Raw genomic sequence first — 14,980 nt, forward strand, 5'->3', positions numbered from 1 at the left:
CCCATAAGCAGTTTTTTGCATAAATTGCATTGTTTGGTTGAAAAAACGGAATTAGTACGCTGTTTTGGTGCAACTGAACATCGCCGGGAGTGTACCACCACTTCCGGTTCTGTTTTTTAGTGATCGCTGTTAATTACTCATAGCAGTTGGAATATTTAAAAGGTTCAGGGTTGTACGATCAACCGGCGGTTATTTTCCAGCCGGAAATGAACATTGGTGGCTTCCAGTGCTTTGAGAACCCCGGCCAGGCTGATATCCCGGCTCATCTCACCCACGAAATGGATATCAGGAATACCGGTTTCATACACTACTTCAATATCATACCAGCGCGTGAGTTGACGCATCACCTCCTGCAGGCTGGCGCCTTCAAAATTGAAAGCTCCGTATCGCCAGGCCATCACTTTATCGATATCGGCCTGCTTTACTGATAAAGTCTTTGATCCATTATTCTCCAATTGCGCCTGCTGACCAGGCTTCAGCATCACACTGCTTTCCGATAGTGAGTTGTTGCTGTTCATCCTTACTGATCCTTCCAGCAGTGTGGTGCTGATCCGGGGCTCATCCGCATATCCATTCACATTGAAACTGGTCCCCAGCACCTGTACTTCCGCCTTGTCTTTTATTTTTACGAAGAAGGGCTTTGCCTTGTTGCCCGCCACTTCAAAATACGCTTCGCCTGTGATCAGCACCCTGCGCTCGTTTCCATCGAAAGCTGTAGGAAAAGTGATGGAACTGGCGGCGTTCAGCCATACCCTGGTGCCATCGGGCAGCGTTACATTGAACTGCCTGCCTTTAGGGGTCTGCATGGTATTATATTGTTGCACGCCGGTTTCTCCTTTTTCATTATCTGCATACAGCAGCTGTCCGTTGTTCAATACTACTTCAGTGCCGTTCTCGTTGGCGATGGTGCCGTTACCCAGACTATCCAGCACTACTTTCCGGCCGTCGGCCAGTGTAAGGATGGCGCCATCGCGGCCGGGAGCGATATCGGTTTTGGATTGGGCAATTCCTGTATCTGGCTGTTTGTCTTTCAGGCCCGATCTCCAGAAATATGTGCCGGCTGTAAGCAGCAGCAATACAGCGGCAGCCCATCCCCATCTGCGGAGGAAATGGATCCGGTGAACAGGGGCCTGTGCGTTCAATGCGGGTTTATCCGCACGTGTGGCCCGTTGCAGTAAAGGCAGCAAGCTGTCATCCGTATCATCCGAGGCATAAACCTCGCCACCGGCGGCTTCAAAAGCCGCCAGTACTGCGGGCTCAAACTCAGGCTGCCGGAGGATCAGGTAGAATTCTTCCTGCTCTTCTGCTGTCAGTTGGTTGGCAACAAACTGCCCTGCCAGGTATTGTAATCGTTCTTTGTTCATAAGATTATAATAAGGATGCACCTCGGTAATGAAGTGTCATGCCTGTTTTAAAAGTTTTTTTTATGATTCTTAAAATTTAGCCGGCAGCAGCAGGGAGATCAGTACAAGCGGAAGCGGTCCGAGTTGGTCCCGGATACTTTTGATTGCGGCGCTGAGGCTGTTGCGGACATGACCATGACTGAGGTTGAGCCGGTCAGCTATTTCTTTGGCATTGAGGCCTTCCACCCTGTTGAGCTCGTAGATGGTCCTTCGCTGTTCGGGCATGGCATCGATACATTGCCGGATCTTCTGCTGTAATTCTTTGAAGCCGATGGTCTGGGAAACCTTTTCATCTTCTGCAAGAGGTAAGGCAAGTGCGGAAAGGCGCTTGTCGTATGCTGCATTTTTGCGAAGGTACATGAGGCTTTCGTTGAGTGTGACCTTTTTCAGCCAGGCGGGCAGGTTTTCCACTTGAGGAAGTTCTTCGCGGTGCAGCCAGAGTTTGATGAACACTTCCTGCATTACGTCCTGATAAGCAGCCTGATCCTGCACCACCTTGCGCGCCAGGATGCCCATAGACGTAGCGTAACGCCTGAAGAGCGCAGTAAACGCCTGTTCATCACCGGCGGCGATGAGCAGGATCAGTTCCCTGTCCCGGACTTCATTATCCCAGTTTTTATGGGGCATGCAGGTTAATTTGGCAGTGTTGCTATCAAGCTACAATATTACCGCAAACCGTTGAATTGGAAGCGGTCAATTGTATCTGCCCCTTGATTGCGCCAGGCTCCGGAGCGCCGGCTGGCACAATTATTTTATTGCTGTTGAAAAAAGAGAATATGGACAGCATCAACCGCCAGCAAGAGGAGAAAAACCACCAGGACCTGCAGGGACGCGAAGCGGGCCTTAAGATCAAAGAGCTTTTTGAAAAGGCAAAGACCTGCTTTTTCTGTACCGGCATCCAAACGGGCGAACCCTTCATTCCTCGCCCGATGACAGTACAGAAAGTGGATGAATCAGGCACCTGCTGGTTCCTCAGTGCCACCGACAGTCATAAGAATGCGCAGATCGAAAAAGACCCCATGGTGCAGATACTTTTTCAGGGAGGTACTTATTCGGAATTTGTAACACTTTATGGAGAAGCCAGTATCACAACTGATAAAGCACTGATCAAAGAATTGTGGGAGCCATTGTTCAAGACCTGGTTTACGGAAGGAGAAGATGATCCCAGGATCTCGGTGATCAGGTTTGTGCCGGAAGAGGGATATTACTGGGATACGAAGAGTAACCAGGTGATTGCTTTTGCAAAGCAGATGATTGGAGCGTTGACGGGTAAGACGCTGGATGATTCGATTGAGGGTAAGTTGAGCAAGTGAGAAGGGATGCCCATTGAATAAAGGCCTCCCAACCGTTTAATAACTTAATCAAACCGTTCAATAACCGGATTCTTGCCACGCGTACCCCCTACACCATCTTTGCTCCATAAGAGCTGATCAACCAATCGCCAGCAGAGGTCTATCTACATAGCAGGTCGCACGTTCACACGGGCGACTTCTTTTTTTCCCTTACATTTGACCTGCCCAAATATTGCTGCCCCATGAAACCCATCCGACTTTACGAGCTCATCCACATCGACGAATACTCCGCCACTCCCAAATATCTCCAACTGACCAACTCCATTCTCACCGCCATTGAAAATGGAAAACTCGGTCAGGATGATATGTTGCCCAGCATCAACGAACTTAGCTTTGAACTGGAAATTTCCCGCGACACCGCCGAAAAAGGATACAAGCACCTCAAAAAGATCGGCATCATCGGCTCCGTTCCCGGCAAAGGATATTATATCGCCAACGCCAGCCCCGGCAGGAAACTCAGGATCTGCCTCTTCTTCAACAAACTCAGCGCACACAAAAAGATCATTTACGATTCATTCGTGGCAGCACTCGGCGAAAATGCCGTGATCGATTTTTACATCTATAACAATGATTTCAGCCTCTTCAAAAAACTGCTCCTGCCCAAGCTGGATCAATACTCACATTATGTGATCATACCTCACTTCATCGAAGGTGTGGAAAGCGCCCGCGAGATCATCAACACTATCCCCAAAGAAAAACTTGTGCTGCTCGACAAACAACTCACCGGCATCACCGGAGCATATGCCGCCGTGTACGAGAACTTTGAAAAAGATATCTACCACGCCCTGGAACAGGCCAACGAGCACCTAAGCAAATACCATACGCTGAAACTGATCTTCCCGGAAAAGAGCTACTTCCCTACTGAGATCATTGCCGGTTTCGAGCGCTTTGCCCAGGAATATGCTTTCACCTACAAGCTGGTCTACGATATCGGGCACGAGCCCATCCAGGAAGGTGAAGTGTATATCAATCTCATGGAAGATGATATGGTCACGCTCATAGAAAGGATCGTTTCCCAGAAACTGGAAGTGGGCAAAAAAGTGGGTGTGATCTCCTACAACGAAACCCCGCTCAAGAAGATCATCCTTGACGGTATCACCACCATCTCCACTGACTTCCACGCCATGGGAACCCTCACGGCCGAAATGATCCTCAATAGCCGTAGAGATCACCTGGAGGTCCCTTTCTACTTTACCCACCGTCCCAGTCTCTGACCATGACAGTCCATGACAGCCGTATTTAGTTGAACCGTTATTTTTGTTTACATCCGCCAGCGGATCGTTTGCCAACCAGAAAAAACTAAATGCTGTCCATATGGGAGTTATCCTGGGAGTACTATTTCATTTCATCGGAGGCTTTGCTTCCGGAAGTTTTTATATCCCTTACAAAAAAGTCCGCGGCTGGGCCTGGGAAAGCTACTGGATCACCGGCGGTTCATTTTCCTGGCTGGTGGTGCCCGTTATAGCAGCGGCCCTCACCGTACCGGACTTCACCGGTATCATCGCCAATACAGATAGTGGCACTATCTTCTGGAGCTACCTGCTGGGATTGCTCTGGGGCATCGGCGGCCTCACCTTCGGATTGAGCATGCGTTACCTTGGTATTTCCCTGGGAATGGCCGTGGCACTGGGTTTCTGCTCGGCCTTCGGAGCATTGATCCCTCCCATTTACATGGACCTTTTCAGTGATGACAACGCACATACCTTCTCCGCCATGATGCAAACCAGTAAGGGCATCTTCGTGATCCTGGGTGTGGCAGTATGCCTGTTGGGTATCGTGGTATGCGGCAAGGCAGGGATGATGAAAGAAAAGGAATTACCGGAAGAGAATAAAAAGGCCGCAGTAAAGGAGTTCAATCTTCGCAAAGGCCTGACCGTGGCAGTTTTCTCAGGTATCCTCAGCGCCTGTATGAGTTTTGCCATTACAGCCGCCAAACCCATGGCTGATGCTGCGGTAGCTAAAGGCGCCAATCCGCTTTTTCAGAATAATGTGAGTTATATAGTGATCATGCTCGGAGGCTTCACCACCAATTTCATCTGGTGCATATACCTCAATACAAAGAATAAATCATTCAGCAACTATACTGATAAACGCACGCCGTTGCTCAACAACTATTTCTTTTCAGCACTGGCCGGACTTACCTGGTTCCTGCAATTTTTCTTCTACGGAATGGGAGAAAGCAAACTCAAGAACGACGCCAGCTCCTGGATCCTTCATATGGCTTTCATCATCCTGGTATCCGGCCTGTGGGGACTGGCGCTGAAAGAATGGAAAGGTGTAAGCAGCAAAACATACAGAACCATTGCAGCCGGTATCGTTATCATCATCTTATCGGTTGTACTTGTAGGTTATGGTAATTCACTGGCAGAATAAAATTCTATAAATAATACAAAGACTTTATGTCAGCAGAAACAAAAGAAACACAGTTCAGGCACGTAAGTTATCTCTGGGATAACAAAAAGGCCGCGGAACTGGAAGGAGATGAAGTGGCATTATTGATCTATCGTTCCAATTTACTGGGAGCCGATCTGAGGCTCACCAACTATGGCGGCGGAAATACATCCTGCAAAGTAACAGCCAAAGATCCGCTCACAGGAGAAAGTACGGAAGTGATGTGGGTGAAAGGCTCAGGTGGCGATCTCGGCACTTTGAAGAAAAGCGGCCTGGCCGCCCTCTATACCGATCGCCTGCGCAGCCTGCAACAGGTGTACCGCGGCATTCAGCATGAAGATGAAATGGTGGAACTTTTCAATCATTGTATCTTTGACCTGCAATCAAAAGCGCCCAGCATCGATACTCCTCTTCATGGATTCCTTCCATTCAAACATATCGATCACCTACACCCTGATGCAGCCATCGCTATCGCAGCTGCAAAAGATGGAAAGCGCATTACACAGGAACTCTTTGGTGGCACTATCGGATGGGTGGAATGGCAACGTCCGGGCTTCGACCTGGGCCTGCAGCTGAAACGCTGTCTGGATGAGCATCCCGGCATCCGTGGCATCATGCTCGGATCTCATGGTCTCTTCACCTGGGGCGATACCGCATACGAAAGTTATATCAATACCCTTGAAGTGATAGAACGCTGCGCCGCTTACATCGATGAACATACCAAAAAGAAAATCATTTTCGGAGGACGGCAACGCGAGGCCCTGCCAGCAGAACAACGGCAGGCGCAGGCCGCAGCCCTGATCCCCGTTCTCCGTGGATACTGCTCTTCCAATACTTCCATGATCGGGCACTTCACCGACGATGAAAGAGTGTTGCAGTTCATCAACTCCAAAGACCTTGGCAGGCTGGCTCCGATGGGAACCAGCTGTCCTGATCACTTCTTACGTACCAAGATAAGTCCGCTGGTGCTGGAAATAAGTCCGGATGCCGATTGCAGCAATCCGGAAACGTTAAAAGAGACCCTGGACAAACAATTCAGCAGTTACCGGCAGTTTTATGCGGACTACTATAACAAATGCAAACATGCGAACAGTCCGGCCATGCGCGATGCCAACCCGGTTGTGATCCTCTGGCCCGGTGTAGGGATGTTCACATTTGCAGTGAATAAGCAGACAGCCCGCGTGGCAGCTGAGTTCTACATCAATGCCATCAATGTGATGCGTGGTGCGGAAGCCATCTCCCAATACACATCATTGCCTGCACAGGAAGCCTTCAATATCGAGTACTGGTTACTGGAGGAAGCCAAGCTGCAACGCATGCCCAAACCGAAATCGCTCAGTGGGCGTATTGCATTGATCACCGGTAGTGCGGGTGGTATAGGAAAGGCCATCGCAAAGAAATTCGCAGACGAAGGCGCTTGCGTGGTGATCAATGATAATGATGCCGGCAGGCTTGCAGAAGCGGAACAGGAATTTGCGGATAAATATGGAAAAGATGTATATATAGCCGTGCAGCTAGACGTCACCGATAGTGCCACAATTAAGAATGCTATCAGTAAAGCAAATCTTTCTTTCGGTGGCATAGATATTGTGGTAAATTGCGCCGGCCTCTCCATTTCAAAACCTATCGAAGAACATACGGAAGCTGACTGGGACCTCCTCTATGATGTACTGGTCAAAGGTCAGTTCCTGGTAACTCAACTGGGAATCGACATCATGCGTAAACAGCACAAAGGAGGTGATGTGATCAATATCGTCAGCAAGAACGCACTTGTTTCCGGCCCGAACAACGCAGCATATGGTTCCGCAAAAGCAGCACAGCTGCACCTGAGCAGGCTCAATGCTGCTGAGCTCGGCAAAGACGGGATCAGGGTGAACGTTGTGAACCCGGATGCCGTGATACTGGACAGTAAGATCTGGGCCGGCGATTGGGCTGCAGGAAGAGCGAAGGCTTATGGAATTTCGGTGGAAGAGCTTCCCTCCTTTTATGCCAGGCGCACTTTATTGAATGAGATCATCCTGCCGGAAGATATTGCAAATGCATGTTATCTGTTTGTAGGTGGTCTCATGAATAAATCAACTGGCAATGTACTGAATGTTGACGGCGGCATTGCCATGAGCTTTGTAAGATAAAAACCTAATCCGGGAGATTCCCGTACCAAAACTGTAACGTATGCAACTTGCCAGGAACCACATTGCAGACCATAACCAGGCAATGCTGGGTAGCCATGAAAGACAAATGCAATATCTCAGGGGAGAGATTGCCAACACAGACCAGATCATTTCTAAACTGGCGGCATTCCAGGTGGCCATTCCCAGCTGGGCCCTGGGCACAGGCGGCACCCGCTTCGGAAGATTTTCCGGTGGCGGCGAGCCCCGGAACCTGGAGGAAAAGATCGAAGACATCGGTCTGCTCCATTCGCTCAACTGCAGCAGCGGCGCCATCTCCCTGCATATCCCCTGGGATATCCCAACAGATGCCGCAGCTATCCGTCAACTGGCCGCGCAACATGGCATCCGGTTCGACGCGATGAACTCCAACACCTTCCAGGATCAACCGGGTCAGGAAGCCAGTTACAAATTCGGATCATTGCAGCACGTAAGCAAGGCCGTTAGGAAGCAGGCCATTCAGCACAATATAGAGGTCATCCAACATGGCGTGGAGCTTGGCTCCGAAAGCCTCACGGTCTGGCTCGCAGACGGCAGTTGCTTTCCCGGACAGCTGAATTTCCGCCAGGCATTTCAGAATGTATATGAAAGCCTGCAGGAGATCTACGCCGCCCTGCCTTCCAACTGGAAACTCTTTGTGGAATACAAAGCCTTTGAACCGAATTTCTATTCCACTACGGTGGGCGACTGGGGACAGAGTTATCTCTATGCCAGCAAGCTGGGCCCCAAAGCCCATACCCTGGTGGATCTCGGCCATCATCATCCTAATGTGAACATAGAGCAGATCGTTGCATTGCTGCTGATGGAAGGCAAACTCGGAGGTTTCCATTTCAATGATTCCAAGTATGGTGATGATGACCTCACAGTAGGCAGCATCAAGCCTTATCAGTTATACCTCATCTTCCGTGAACTGGTTGACGGTATGGATGCCAAAGGCCTGGACCATGCAACCGGACTGGGCTGGATGATCGATGCCTCGCACAATGTAAAAGATCCGCTGGAGGACCTGCTGCAGTCCGTGGAAGCTATCATGATCGCTTATGCGCAGGCATTGCTCTGTGATGCCAAAGCACTGGAATCAGCACGCGAAGCCAATGATGTGGTAGCCGCACAGGAGCTGCTGCAATCGGCCTACCGTACAGATGTGCGCGCACTGGTGGCCGCAGCAAGGCTCCGCAACGGCGGAGCGCTGGATCCGCTGAAACTCTACCGCAGCGCGGCAGTACGCCAGCAACTGATCAAGGAAAGAGGTAACAAAAGCACTGCTACAGGACTCTGATGAAACCGAAACCAGTAATTGCCGTATTCGATATTGGCAAGACCAATAAAAAACTGTTCCTGTTCAATGAACAGTACCAGTCTGAATTTGAACGCACCACCCGCTTCTCCGAAACCATGGATGAAGATGGTGATCCCTGCGAGCACCTGGAAAGCCTCCGGCTTTTCATACTGGACTCCCTGCGCGATGTAACTGCCATGGAACAATTTGAAGTGAAGGCAGTCAACTTCACGGCTTATGGAGCCAGCTTCGTGTACATCGATACTGATGGAGAACCACTCACACCCCTGTACAATTATCTAAAACCATACCCTTCTACACTACAGCAGGAATTGTATAGTACTCATAATGGTGAGGCTCTGTTTGCGCTGGAGACTGCATCGCCGGCGTTGGGCTCCCTTAACTCCGGCTTGCAGTTACTCCGGTTGAAAAAAGAAAAACCTTCTTTCTTCAGCAAAATGCAATACGCGCTCCACCTGCCACAATACCTGGCATACCTGGTAACAGGCAAAGCTTTCTCAGATCTCACCAGCATCGGCTGCCATACTGCCCTCTGGGATTTCAACAAACAACAATACCATCAGTGGACCGTTGATGAGCACATCCGGCAAAAACTGGCACCCATCGCCAGCCATCAAGAGGTCTATCCTGTAAAAGATCCGATCAGTAACAAACTGATCCGCTCAGGTATCGGGCTGCACGACAGTTCCAGTGCACTCATCCCCTACCTGCTGACTTTTCCCGGCCCCTTTGTACTGATCTCCACCGGAACCTGGAGCATCAGCCTGCATCCGTTCAACAACACGCCGCTCACTGAAGAAGAACTGCAGCAGGACTGCCTTTGCTACCTCAGCTGGGAAGGCCATCCGGTAAAGGCTTCCAGGTTATTCTCAGGTCAGTTCCATGAAGAACAGGTAAAAAGAATTGCTGCCCATTTCGGACAACAGGCATCACGATATAACAATATTCAGCCAGATAAGGATATTATCCGGTTATTGCTTAACGTTATACTGCCGAAGCAGACTACAGAAAGCGATCTGTCGCCCCCCTCGCTGCAATTCCACAACAGGGAAGTGAAAGATTTTGAAGACGATATCACTGCCTATCACCAGCTGATGGTTGACATCGTCAGTGCACAGGTCAGGAGCACGGCACTGCTGTTGAAAGACAAGCCCGTGAAAACGATCTATGTAGATGGAGGTTTCAGTAGAAATGAGCTCTTCATGCATCTTCTTTCAATCCATTTCCCTCATATCAGCATATACGCTGCATCCATGGCACAGGCAACAGCCATCGGTGCGGCACTGGCGATCCACCGGTACTGGAATACAGGCCCCTTACCGGAAAATCTCATCGCTTTGCAGCATATTCATCCTGGTTGACATAAAGCTTATCGGGAATGAACGCCATGTTTATTGTACTGATCACAATGCTGCTGTATACAAAACCAGAATTTGATGTATCGGCTGAAACCCGCAACAGCAGTACAGTGCAGGATAGTTAAACGGATAGTAACTTATATTTTCACAACGTAATCGAAACATTTTTTTCCAAAAACGAAACGCTGTTTGTATGAAATTGAACCCCCGGCACATCAGGCAACTCAGCTTATGGCCCAACAGAATAATAGTCTTATTCTGTGCTTTATTATTTACCTGCACCCAAGCCCTTGCCCAGGATGCCGGCAATATGATCACCGGCAAAGTATCACTCAGTTCAGGAGGTGATGTTGCAGGAACCACTGTTCAGGTTAAAGGTGATAAAAAAGGCGTAAGCACTGATGCTGAAGGAAACTTCAGGATTTCCGCTCCCAGAAATGCTATCCTCGTATTCAGCCGCATCGGTTCCAAAACCGTAGAAATAAAATTGAATGGCCAGTCTGTTCTCAATGTTACACTGGAGCCTGCAGACAATAGTCTTGACCAGGTGGTAGTAGTAAGTTATGGTAAACAGAAGGCCAGGAATATCACCGGCGCCATCGGCAAGATCAACACCAACGAATTGGCAGATATCCCTGCTGCGGAATTCGGTCAGAGACTGAATGGTAAAACCGCCGGTCTTCAGATCAACCAGGTAACAGGGCGTCCCGGTCAGGCTATGACGTTCCGTATCCGTGGTGCTGCTTCCATGGGCGGTGGTAACGGTCCTTTGTTTGTAGTGGACGGACAGGTGATCACAGGTGACGTAAACACCATCAACCCTGATGATATAGAAAGCATCAGCGTGCTGAAAGATGCCGCCGCTGCTGCATTGTATGGCTCACGCTCCAGCAATGGCGTGATCCTCATCACTACCCGGCAGGCAAAAGCAGGACGCACCAATGTGTCGTTCAGCACTTATTACGGATGGCAATCCGTTCCTGAGCGTGGCAGGCCCGATCTTATGAACGCGCGCGAATTCGCTTCTTTCATGAAAGGCTATTACGAAGACAAAACAAAATATGAAGGTTATACAGGTGGTATCCCTGCAGATTATGCAGATCCATCCAAATACGGCGAAGGCACAGACTGGTATGATGCATTGCTGAGAACAGCTCCTATCAATAATTACACTTTTAATATCTCCAGTGGCAACGAAAAAGTTTCAACCAGTGTTACGGCTACCTATTTCAGCCAGGAAGGTGTGATGAAAAATACAGGTGTTGAACGCTTTTCATTCCGTGCCAATACAGAATTCAAGCCGCTCGACGGACTGAAGCTCGGTTTCAATATCGCTCCAACTTACCAGGTAGATAAGAACACAACCGGCAATACCGATGGTAACAGGCAGATCCTTGGCCTGGGCATCATCGCTTCTCCAATTGTGAATCCTTATCAGGCCGATGGCAGCTGGACTCCCAAAGGAGGTTCCTTTGGTATGTACACTATGGCCAATCCGCTGCAACAACTGAGCATCCTGGAATACAATCAGAAGATCTTCCGTACGCTTGGCAACCTGTATGTAGATCTTGAACTGCTGAAAGGGCTGCATGTAAAACCATCACTCAGTATTGATGTGGCTTCACAGGACTTCAACTATTTCCGCGGTTCACAGTACGGCGGTTTTGGTGCTGCTCCTCCTAATACCAATATTACGGCAGGTAACAGCTCTTACAACTCCGTATCATGGCTTACGGAAAATCTGATCACTTACGAAAAACAGATCGGCAATCATAGCTTTGATGTGCTGGGTGGTTACTCTTACCAGTACTACGACAGAAACTTCCGGAGCATGAGCGGCAGCAACCTGCCCAATGACCTGATCCATGTTGTGAATGTTGCAGGTGCCACACTCGGAGCCAACTCCAACAATACAGAATGGAACCTGATCTCTTATCTCGGCCGTTTCAACTACAACTACGACAATAAATATTTCTTCAATTTCAATATCCGTCGGGATGGCGCTTCCCGCTTTGCCCCACTGCGCAAATGGGGTACCTTTCCCTCCGTGTCGGTGGGTTGGGTAGCCAGTGATGAAAACTTCTTCCCGAAGAACAATGTGGTGAATTTCCTGAAGATCAGGGCCAGTTATGGTAAGCAGGGCAATATGGCTTTCCCCAATGATTACCCGTATCTCACTTACCTGAGCTCCACACCGTATGTGAATGAATCAGGCACCAGCCAGCCAGGCTTCTCTATCGGTACTTTCGGTAATACAAGATTGAGCTGGGAGAATACCGTACAGCTTGATCTCGGCCTGGAAGCCAATCTCCTCAACAACAGACTGACCTTTGCGTATGACTTCTTTACGAAAGAGACCTATGACATGCTGACTACCGTTCAGATCCCTTCCTACTCCGGTTTCACCAGCATGACGTCCAACGCAGCACGCTTCCGCATCTGGGGCCACGAATTCTCACTGAGCTCAAAGAACCTCACAGGAGCGCTTACCTGGAATACAAACTTCAACCTTACCCTGATGGATAACAAAGTACTTGAACTGTACAATAATATCCCTCTCGGCGGCACCAACAAATACAATGATTACAACAGGCTGGCCGTGGGCAGACGCATCGGCGAGTTCTGGGGTTATGTATTCGATGGATTGTATTCAGCAGCTGATATGACGGATACCAAGGTAGCCAAAGCCGCTTATGCTGCTGAAGGAACCAGCAAGATGAGGAATATGGATGGTAATACCGTGATCGATGGTAACGACAGGACCTATATCGGCAACCCCAACGTTCGTTATATTGTAGGCATCACCAACGATTTCAAATACAAGAACTGGGACTTCACCATCGTGGCATCCGGCTCAGGTGGCAACCAGATCATGGACATCAACAAACAGAATACCGTAAACATCGATGGCATTTTCAATGTAGAGAAAAGCATGGCCAACGTATGGCGTTCACCATCCAACCCCGGCGATGGCAAAACACCACGTACACTGGTTAACAGCACCGAGCTCTACCGTCTGGCCAACAGCAACTGGGTATTTGATGCTGACTATATCACCATCAGGAATATCTCTCTGGGATATACGCTGCCGCTCAACAGGATCAAATACCTGAAATCACTGCGCTTGTATGCTGCTGCCAACAATATGTGGGTGATCACAAAGTATCCCGGTCAGAACCCTGAAGGCAATGATGCAAGAGGTAATTCCATCGCTTTCGGTATCGACAATGGAAACTTCCCGATTCCCAGGACCGTGCAGATCGGCGCCAACATCAATTTCTAAAATTGCCTACCGGCTAAATCATTGTTTATCGTATGAAACTGAAATATATTTCAATCGCAATTGCAGGTATGGCCATTGCCAGTTCCTGTAAAAAAGGCACACTGGAACTCTATCCCGAGGGAAGCGTTACCACGGCCAATTACTATAAATCCACTGCAGACTTTCAACTGGCCGTAACCGGCGCCTATGTTCCCCTGCGGAACATCGCAGAGTTCGCCTTCTTCATCGATGAGATGAGATCAGACAATACACACTACGAATACAACAGCAAAGACCGTGGTGGACTGGGTTATGAGCAACTGGCCGATTTCATGGACGATGCACAGAACGGCGTTACCGGTAACCGCTGGATCGCCGGCTTCCAGGGTATCGCACGCTGCAATACCATTCTCAGCAGGCTCAACAAGATCAGCTTCACCATGGCTGATGCTGACAAAAAACAGATCACTGCTGAATCGAAAGCACTGAGAGCACACTACTACTTTGATCTCGTTCGTCACTTCGGCCCCCTGCCATTGGTACTGGAAGAGATCACTGATCCTGAAAAGATCTACAGGCATCGAACAGGTGTTGACAGCATTTATAACCAGATCATTGCTGATTTTACGGATGCGATCGCACTCTTCGGAGCGCCCACCATCCCCAGCTCTGCCAGGATCAACAAGGCCTCTGCTTCTGCTGAGCTCGGCCTGGTGTACATGAACCTCAAGCAATGGGATAAAGCAGTTCCCCTGCTGCAATATGTATATAATGCAGGATATGATCTGCTGGACAACTACCGGGATGTTTTTGATCCCGCCAAGAAACTCAACAAGGAAAGTATCTGGGAAGTACAATACAAAGCCGGCAACGAAGGTCATCAGAGTTTCTTCATCTACCGTTTCATTCCTGTAATGCCTAACACCACGGTAATGATGGGCATCAACTTCAACAACGTGAACGGTGGCTGGAATATCCCGACCGATGATCTGCTGGCCCAGTATGATGTGAAAGACAAACGCCTCAACAACTCAGTAGGTATCGTTGAAGGAAAGATGAATGCCAATATTGAGTTTGTGGCAGACAGTGTGATCCAGCGAGATATCAGAACTTACACCACACCGGCAGGTTCCGTAAGCCAGCGTTTTGTAAAGAAATACTACTATCCTCCTTACACATTACCAGGCTACAACACAGGTCAGAACTGGCCCCTGTTCCGTTTCGGCGGCATATGCCTCCTGCTGGCCGAAGCCCTCAATGAGAACAACCAGTCGTCCGATGCTCTCACTCCCCTCAACCGCGTAAGGTTCAGGGCAGGCCTGGACGATATCCTCACTACCGATCAGGGCCAACTGCGCGATATCATCATGAAGGAGCAACGCCTTGAGCTCGCATTCGAGAACTACCGCTGGCCTGACCTGGTGCGTACCGGTAAAGCGGCCGCAGTGATGACGGCACATGGCGCCGACATGAAAGCGAAATATCCTTATCTCAGCGCCAGCTCATACAATGTAACGGCTAAGAAATATATCTACCCCGTTCCATTCCGTGAGATGCAGCTGAATCCAACCTGGACTCCAAACGATTATTAATCCGGCTACCAACCTGGCGGGAACCGTACCCCGCCAGGTTATATTCTTCAAACACTCACACATCCTGAAAATTTTTGCGCATGAACCACGAACTCACCAAAGACCAGATCGACTTCTACCAGACCAATGGTTTCATCGTTATAGATAATTTCCT

At 49.3% G+C, this 14,980-nt stretch carries 10 protein-coding genes; 8 read left to right on the forward strand and 2 right to left on the reverse strand.

Annotation, left to right across the window (positions count from 1 at the left end; genetic code table 11):
- Nucleotides 1-164: 164 nt before the first annotated feature.
- Nucleotides 165-1,364 (reverse strand): FecR family protein, encoded by a 1,200-nt coding sequence (locus tag ACTHMC_RS24465; protein WP_440417272.1) that lies wholly within the window; start codon nucleotides 1,362-1,364, stop codon nucleotides 165-167.
- Nucleotides 1,365-1,433: 69 nt separating this feature from the next.
- Nucleotides 1,434-2,030, reverse strand: a complete 597-nt coding sequence (locus tag ACTHMC_RS24470; protein WP_440417274.1) for an RNA polymerase sigma factor — start codon at nucleotides 2,028-2,030, stop codon at nucleotides 1,434-1,436.
- Nucleotides 2,031-2,179: 149 nt separating this feature from the next.
- On the opposite strand from ACTHMC_RS24470, the gene ACTHMC_RS24475 reads away from it, so the two are divergent.
- The 8 genes from ACTHMC_RS24475 to ACTHMC_RS24510 all read left to right on the forward strand — a co-directional run bounded on the left by ACTHMC_RS24475 (nucleotide 2,180) and on the right by ACTHMC_RS24510 (nucleotide 14,826).
- Complete coding sequence (locus ACTHMC_RS24475) at nucleotides 2,180-2,716, forward strand: pyridoxamine 5'-phosphate oxidase family protein (RefSeq protein WP_440417276.1); 537 nt, start codon at nucleotides 2,180-2,182, stop codon at nucleotides 2,714-2,716.
- 221 nt (nucleotides 2,717-2,937) lie between these two features.
- On the forward strand, nucleotides 2,938-3,969 hold the full coding sequence (locus ACTHMC_RS24480; protein WP_440417278.1) for a GntR family transcriptional regulator: 1,032 nt from the start codon (nucleotides 2,938-2,940) through the stop codon (nucleotides 3,967-3,969).
- Nucleotides 3,970-4,069: 100 nt separating this feature from the next.
- Complete coding sequence (gene rhaT / locus ACTHMC_RS24485; protein WP_440417280.1) at nucleotides 4,070-5,128, forward strand: L-rhamnose/proton symporter RhaT; 1,059 nt, start codon at nucleotides 4,070-4,072, stop codon at nucleotides 5,126-5,128.
- Between the two features lie 26 nt (nucleotides 5,129-5,154).
- Entirely contained in the window at nucleotides 5,155-7,278 is a 2,124-nt protein-coding gene (locus tag ACTHMC_RS24490) for a bifunctional aldolase/short-chain dehydrogenase (RefSeq protein ID WP_440417282.1), read from the forward strand.
- Nucleotides 7,279-7,318: 40 nt separating this feature from the next.
- On the forward strand, nucleotides 7,319-8,593 hold the full coding sequence (locus ACTHMC_RS24495; protein ID WP_440417284.1) for a TIM barrel protein: 1,275 nt from the start codon (nucleotides 7,319-7,321) through the stop codon (nucleotides 8,591-8,593).
- Nucleotides 8,593-9,975 (forward strand): FGGY-family carbohydrate kinase, encoded by a 1,383-nt coding sequence (locus tag ACTHMC_RS24500; protein ID WP_440417286.1) that lies wholly within the window; start codon nucleotides 8,593-8,595, stop codon nucleotides 9,973-9,975. Before ACTHMC_RS24495 ends, ACTHMC_RS24500 begins: the two co-directional genes overlap by 1 nt.
- Nucleotides 9,976-10,165: 190 nt before the next feature.
- Nucleotides 10,166-13,255, forward strand: a complete 3,090-nt coding sequence (locus tag ACTHMC_RS24505) for a SusC/RagA family TonB-linked outer membrane protein (RefSeq protein ID WP_440417288.1) — start codon at nucleotides 10,166-10,168, stop codon at nucleotides 13,253-13,255.
- 32 nt (nucleotides 13,256-13,287) lie between these two features.
- Complete coding sequence (locus tag ACTHMC_RS24510; RefSeq protein ID WP_440417290.1) at nucleotides 13,288-14,826, forward strand: RagB/SusD family nutrient uptake outer membrane protein; 1,539 nt, start codon at nucleotides 13,288-13,290, stop codon at nucleotides 14,824-14,826.
- The last annotated feature ends 154 nt before the right edge of the window (nucleotides 14,827-14,980 follow it).

Source organism: Pseudobacter sp., assembly GCF_051955275.1.
GTDB lineage: Bacteria > Bacteroidota > Bacteroidia > Chitinophagales > Chitinophagaceae > Pseudobacter.

Bases quoted from the DNA above. Each gene is read 5' to 3' on its own strand.
- ACTHMC_RS24465 (WP_440417272.1), bottom strand. From the start codon at position 1,364: ATGAACAAAGAACGATTACAATACCTGGCAGGGCAGTTTGTTGCCAAC.
- ACTHMC_RS24470 (WP_440417274.1), bottom strand. From the start codon at position 2,030: ATGCCCCATAAAAACTGGGATAATGAAGTCCGGGACAGGGAACTGATC.
- ACTHMC_RS24475 (WP_440417276.1), top strand. From the start codon at position 2,180: ATGGACAGCATCAACCGCCAGCAAGAGGAGAAAAACCACCAGGACCTG.
- ACTHMC_RS24480 (WP_440417278.1), top strand. From the start codon at position 2,938: ATGAAACCCATCCGACTTTACGAGCTCATCCACATCGACGAATACTCC.
- rhaT (WP_440417280.1), top strand. From the start codon at position 4,070: ATGGGAGTTATCCTGGGAGTACTATTTCATTTCATCGGAGGCTTTGCT.
- ACTHMC_RS24490 (WP_440417282.1), top strand. From the start codon at position 5,155: ATGTCAGCAGAAACAAAAGAAACACAGTTCAGGCACGTAAGTTATCTC.
- ACTHMC_RS24495 (WP_440417284.1), top strand. From the start codon at position 7,319: ATGCAACTTGCCAGGAACCACATTGCAGACCATAACCAGGCAATGCTG.
- ACTHMC_RS24500 (WP_440417286.1), top strand. From the start codon at position 8,593: ATGAAACCGAAACCAGTAATTGCCGTATTCGATATTGGCAAGACCAAT.
- ACTHMC_RS24505 (WP_440417288.1), top strand. From the start codon at position 10,166: ATGAAATTGAACCCCCGGCACATCAGGCAACTCAGCTTATGGCCCAAC.
- ACTHMC_RS24510 (WP_440417290.1), top strand. From the start codon at position 13,288: ATGAAACTGAAATATATTTCAATCGCAATTGCAGGTATGGCCATTGCC.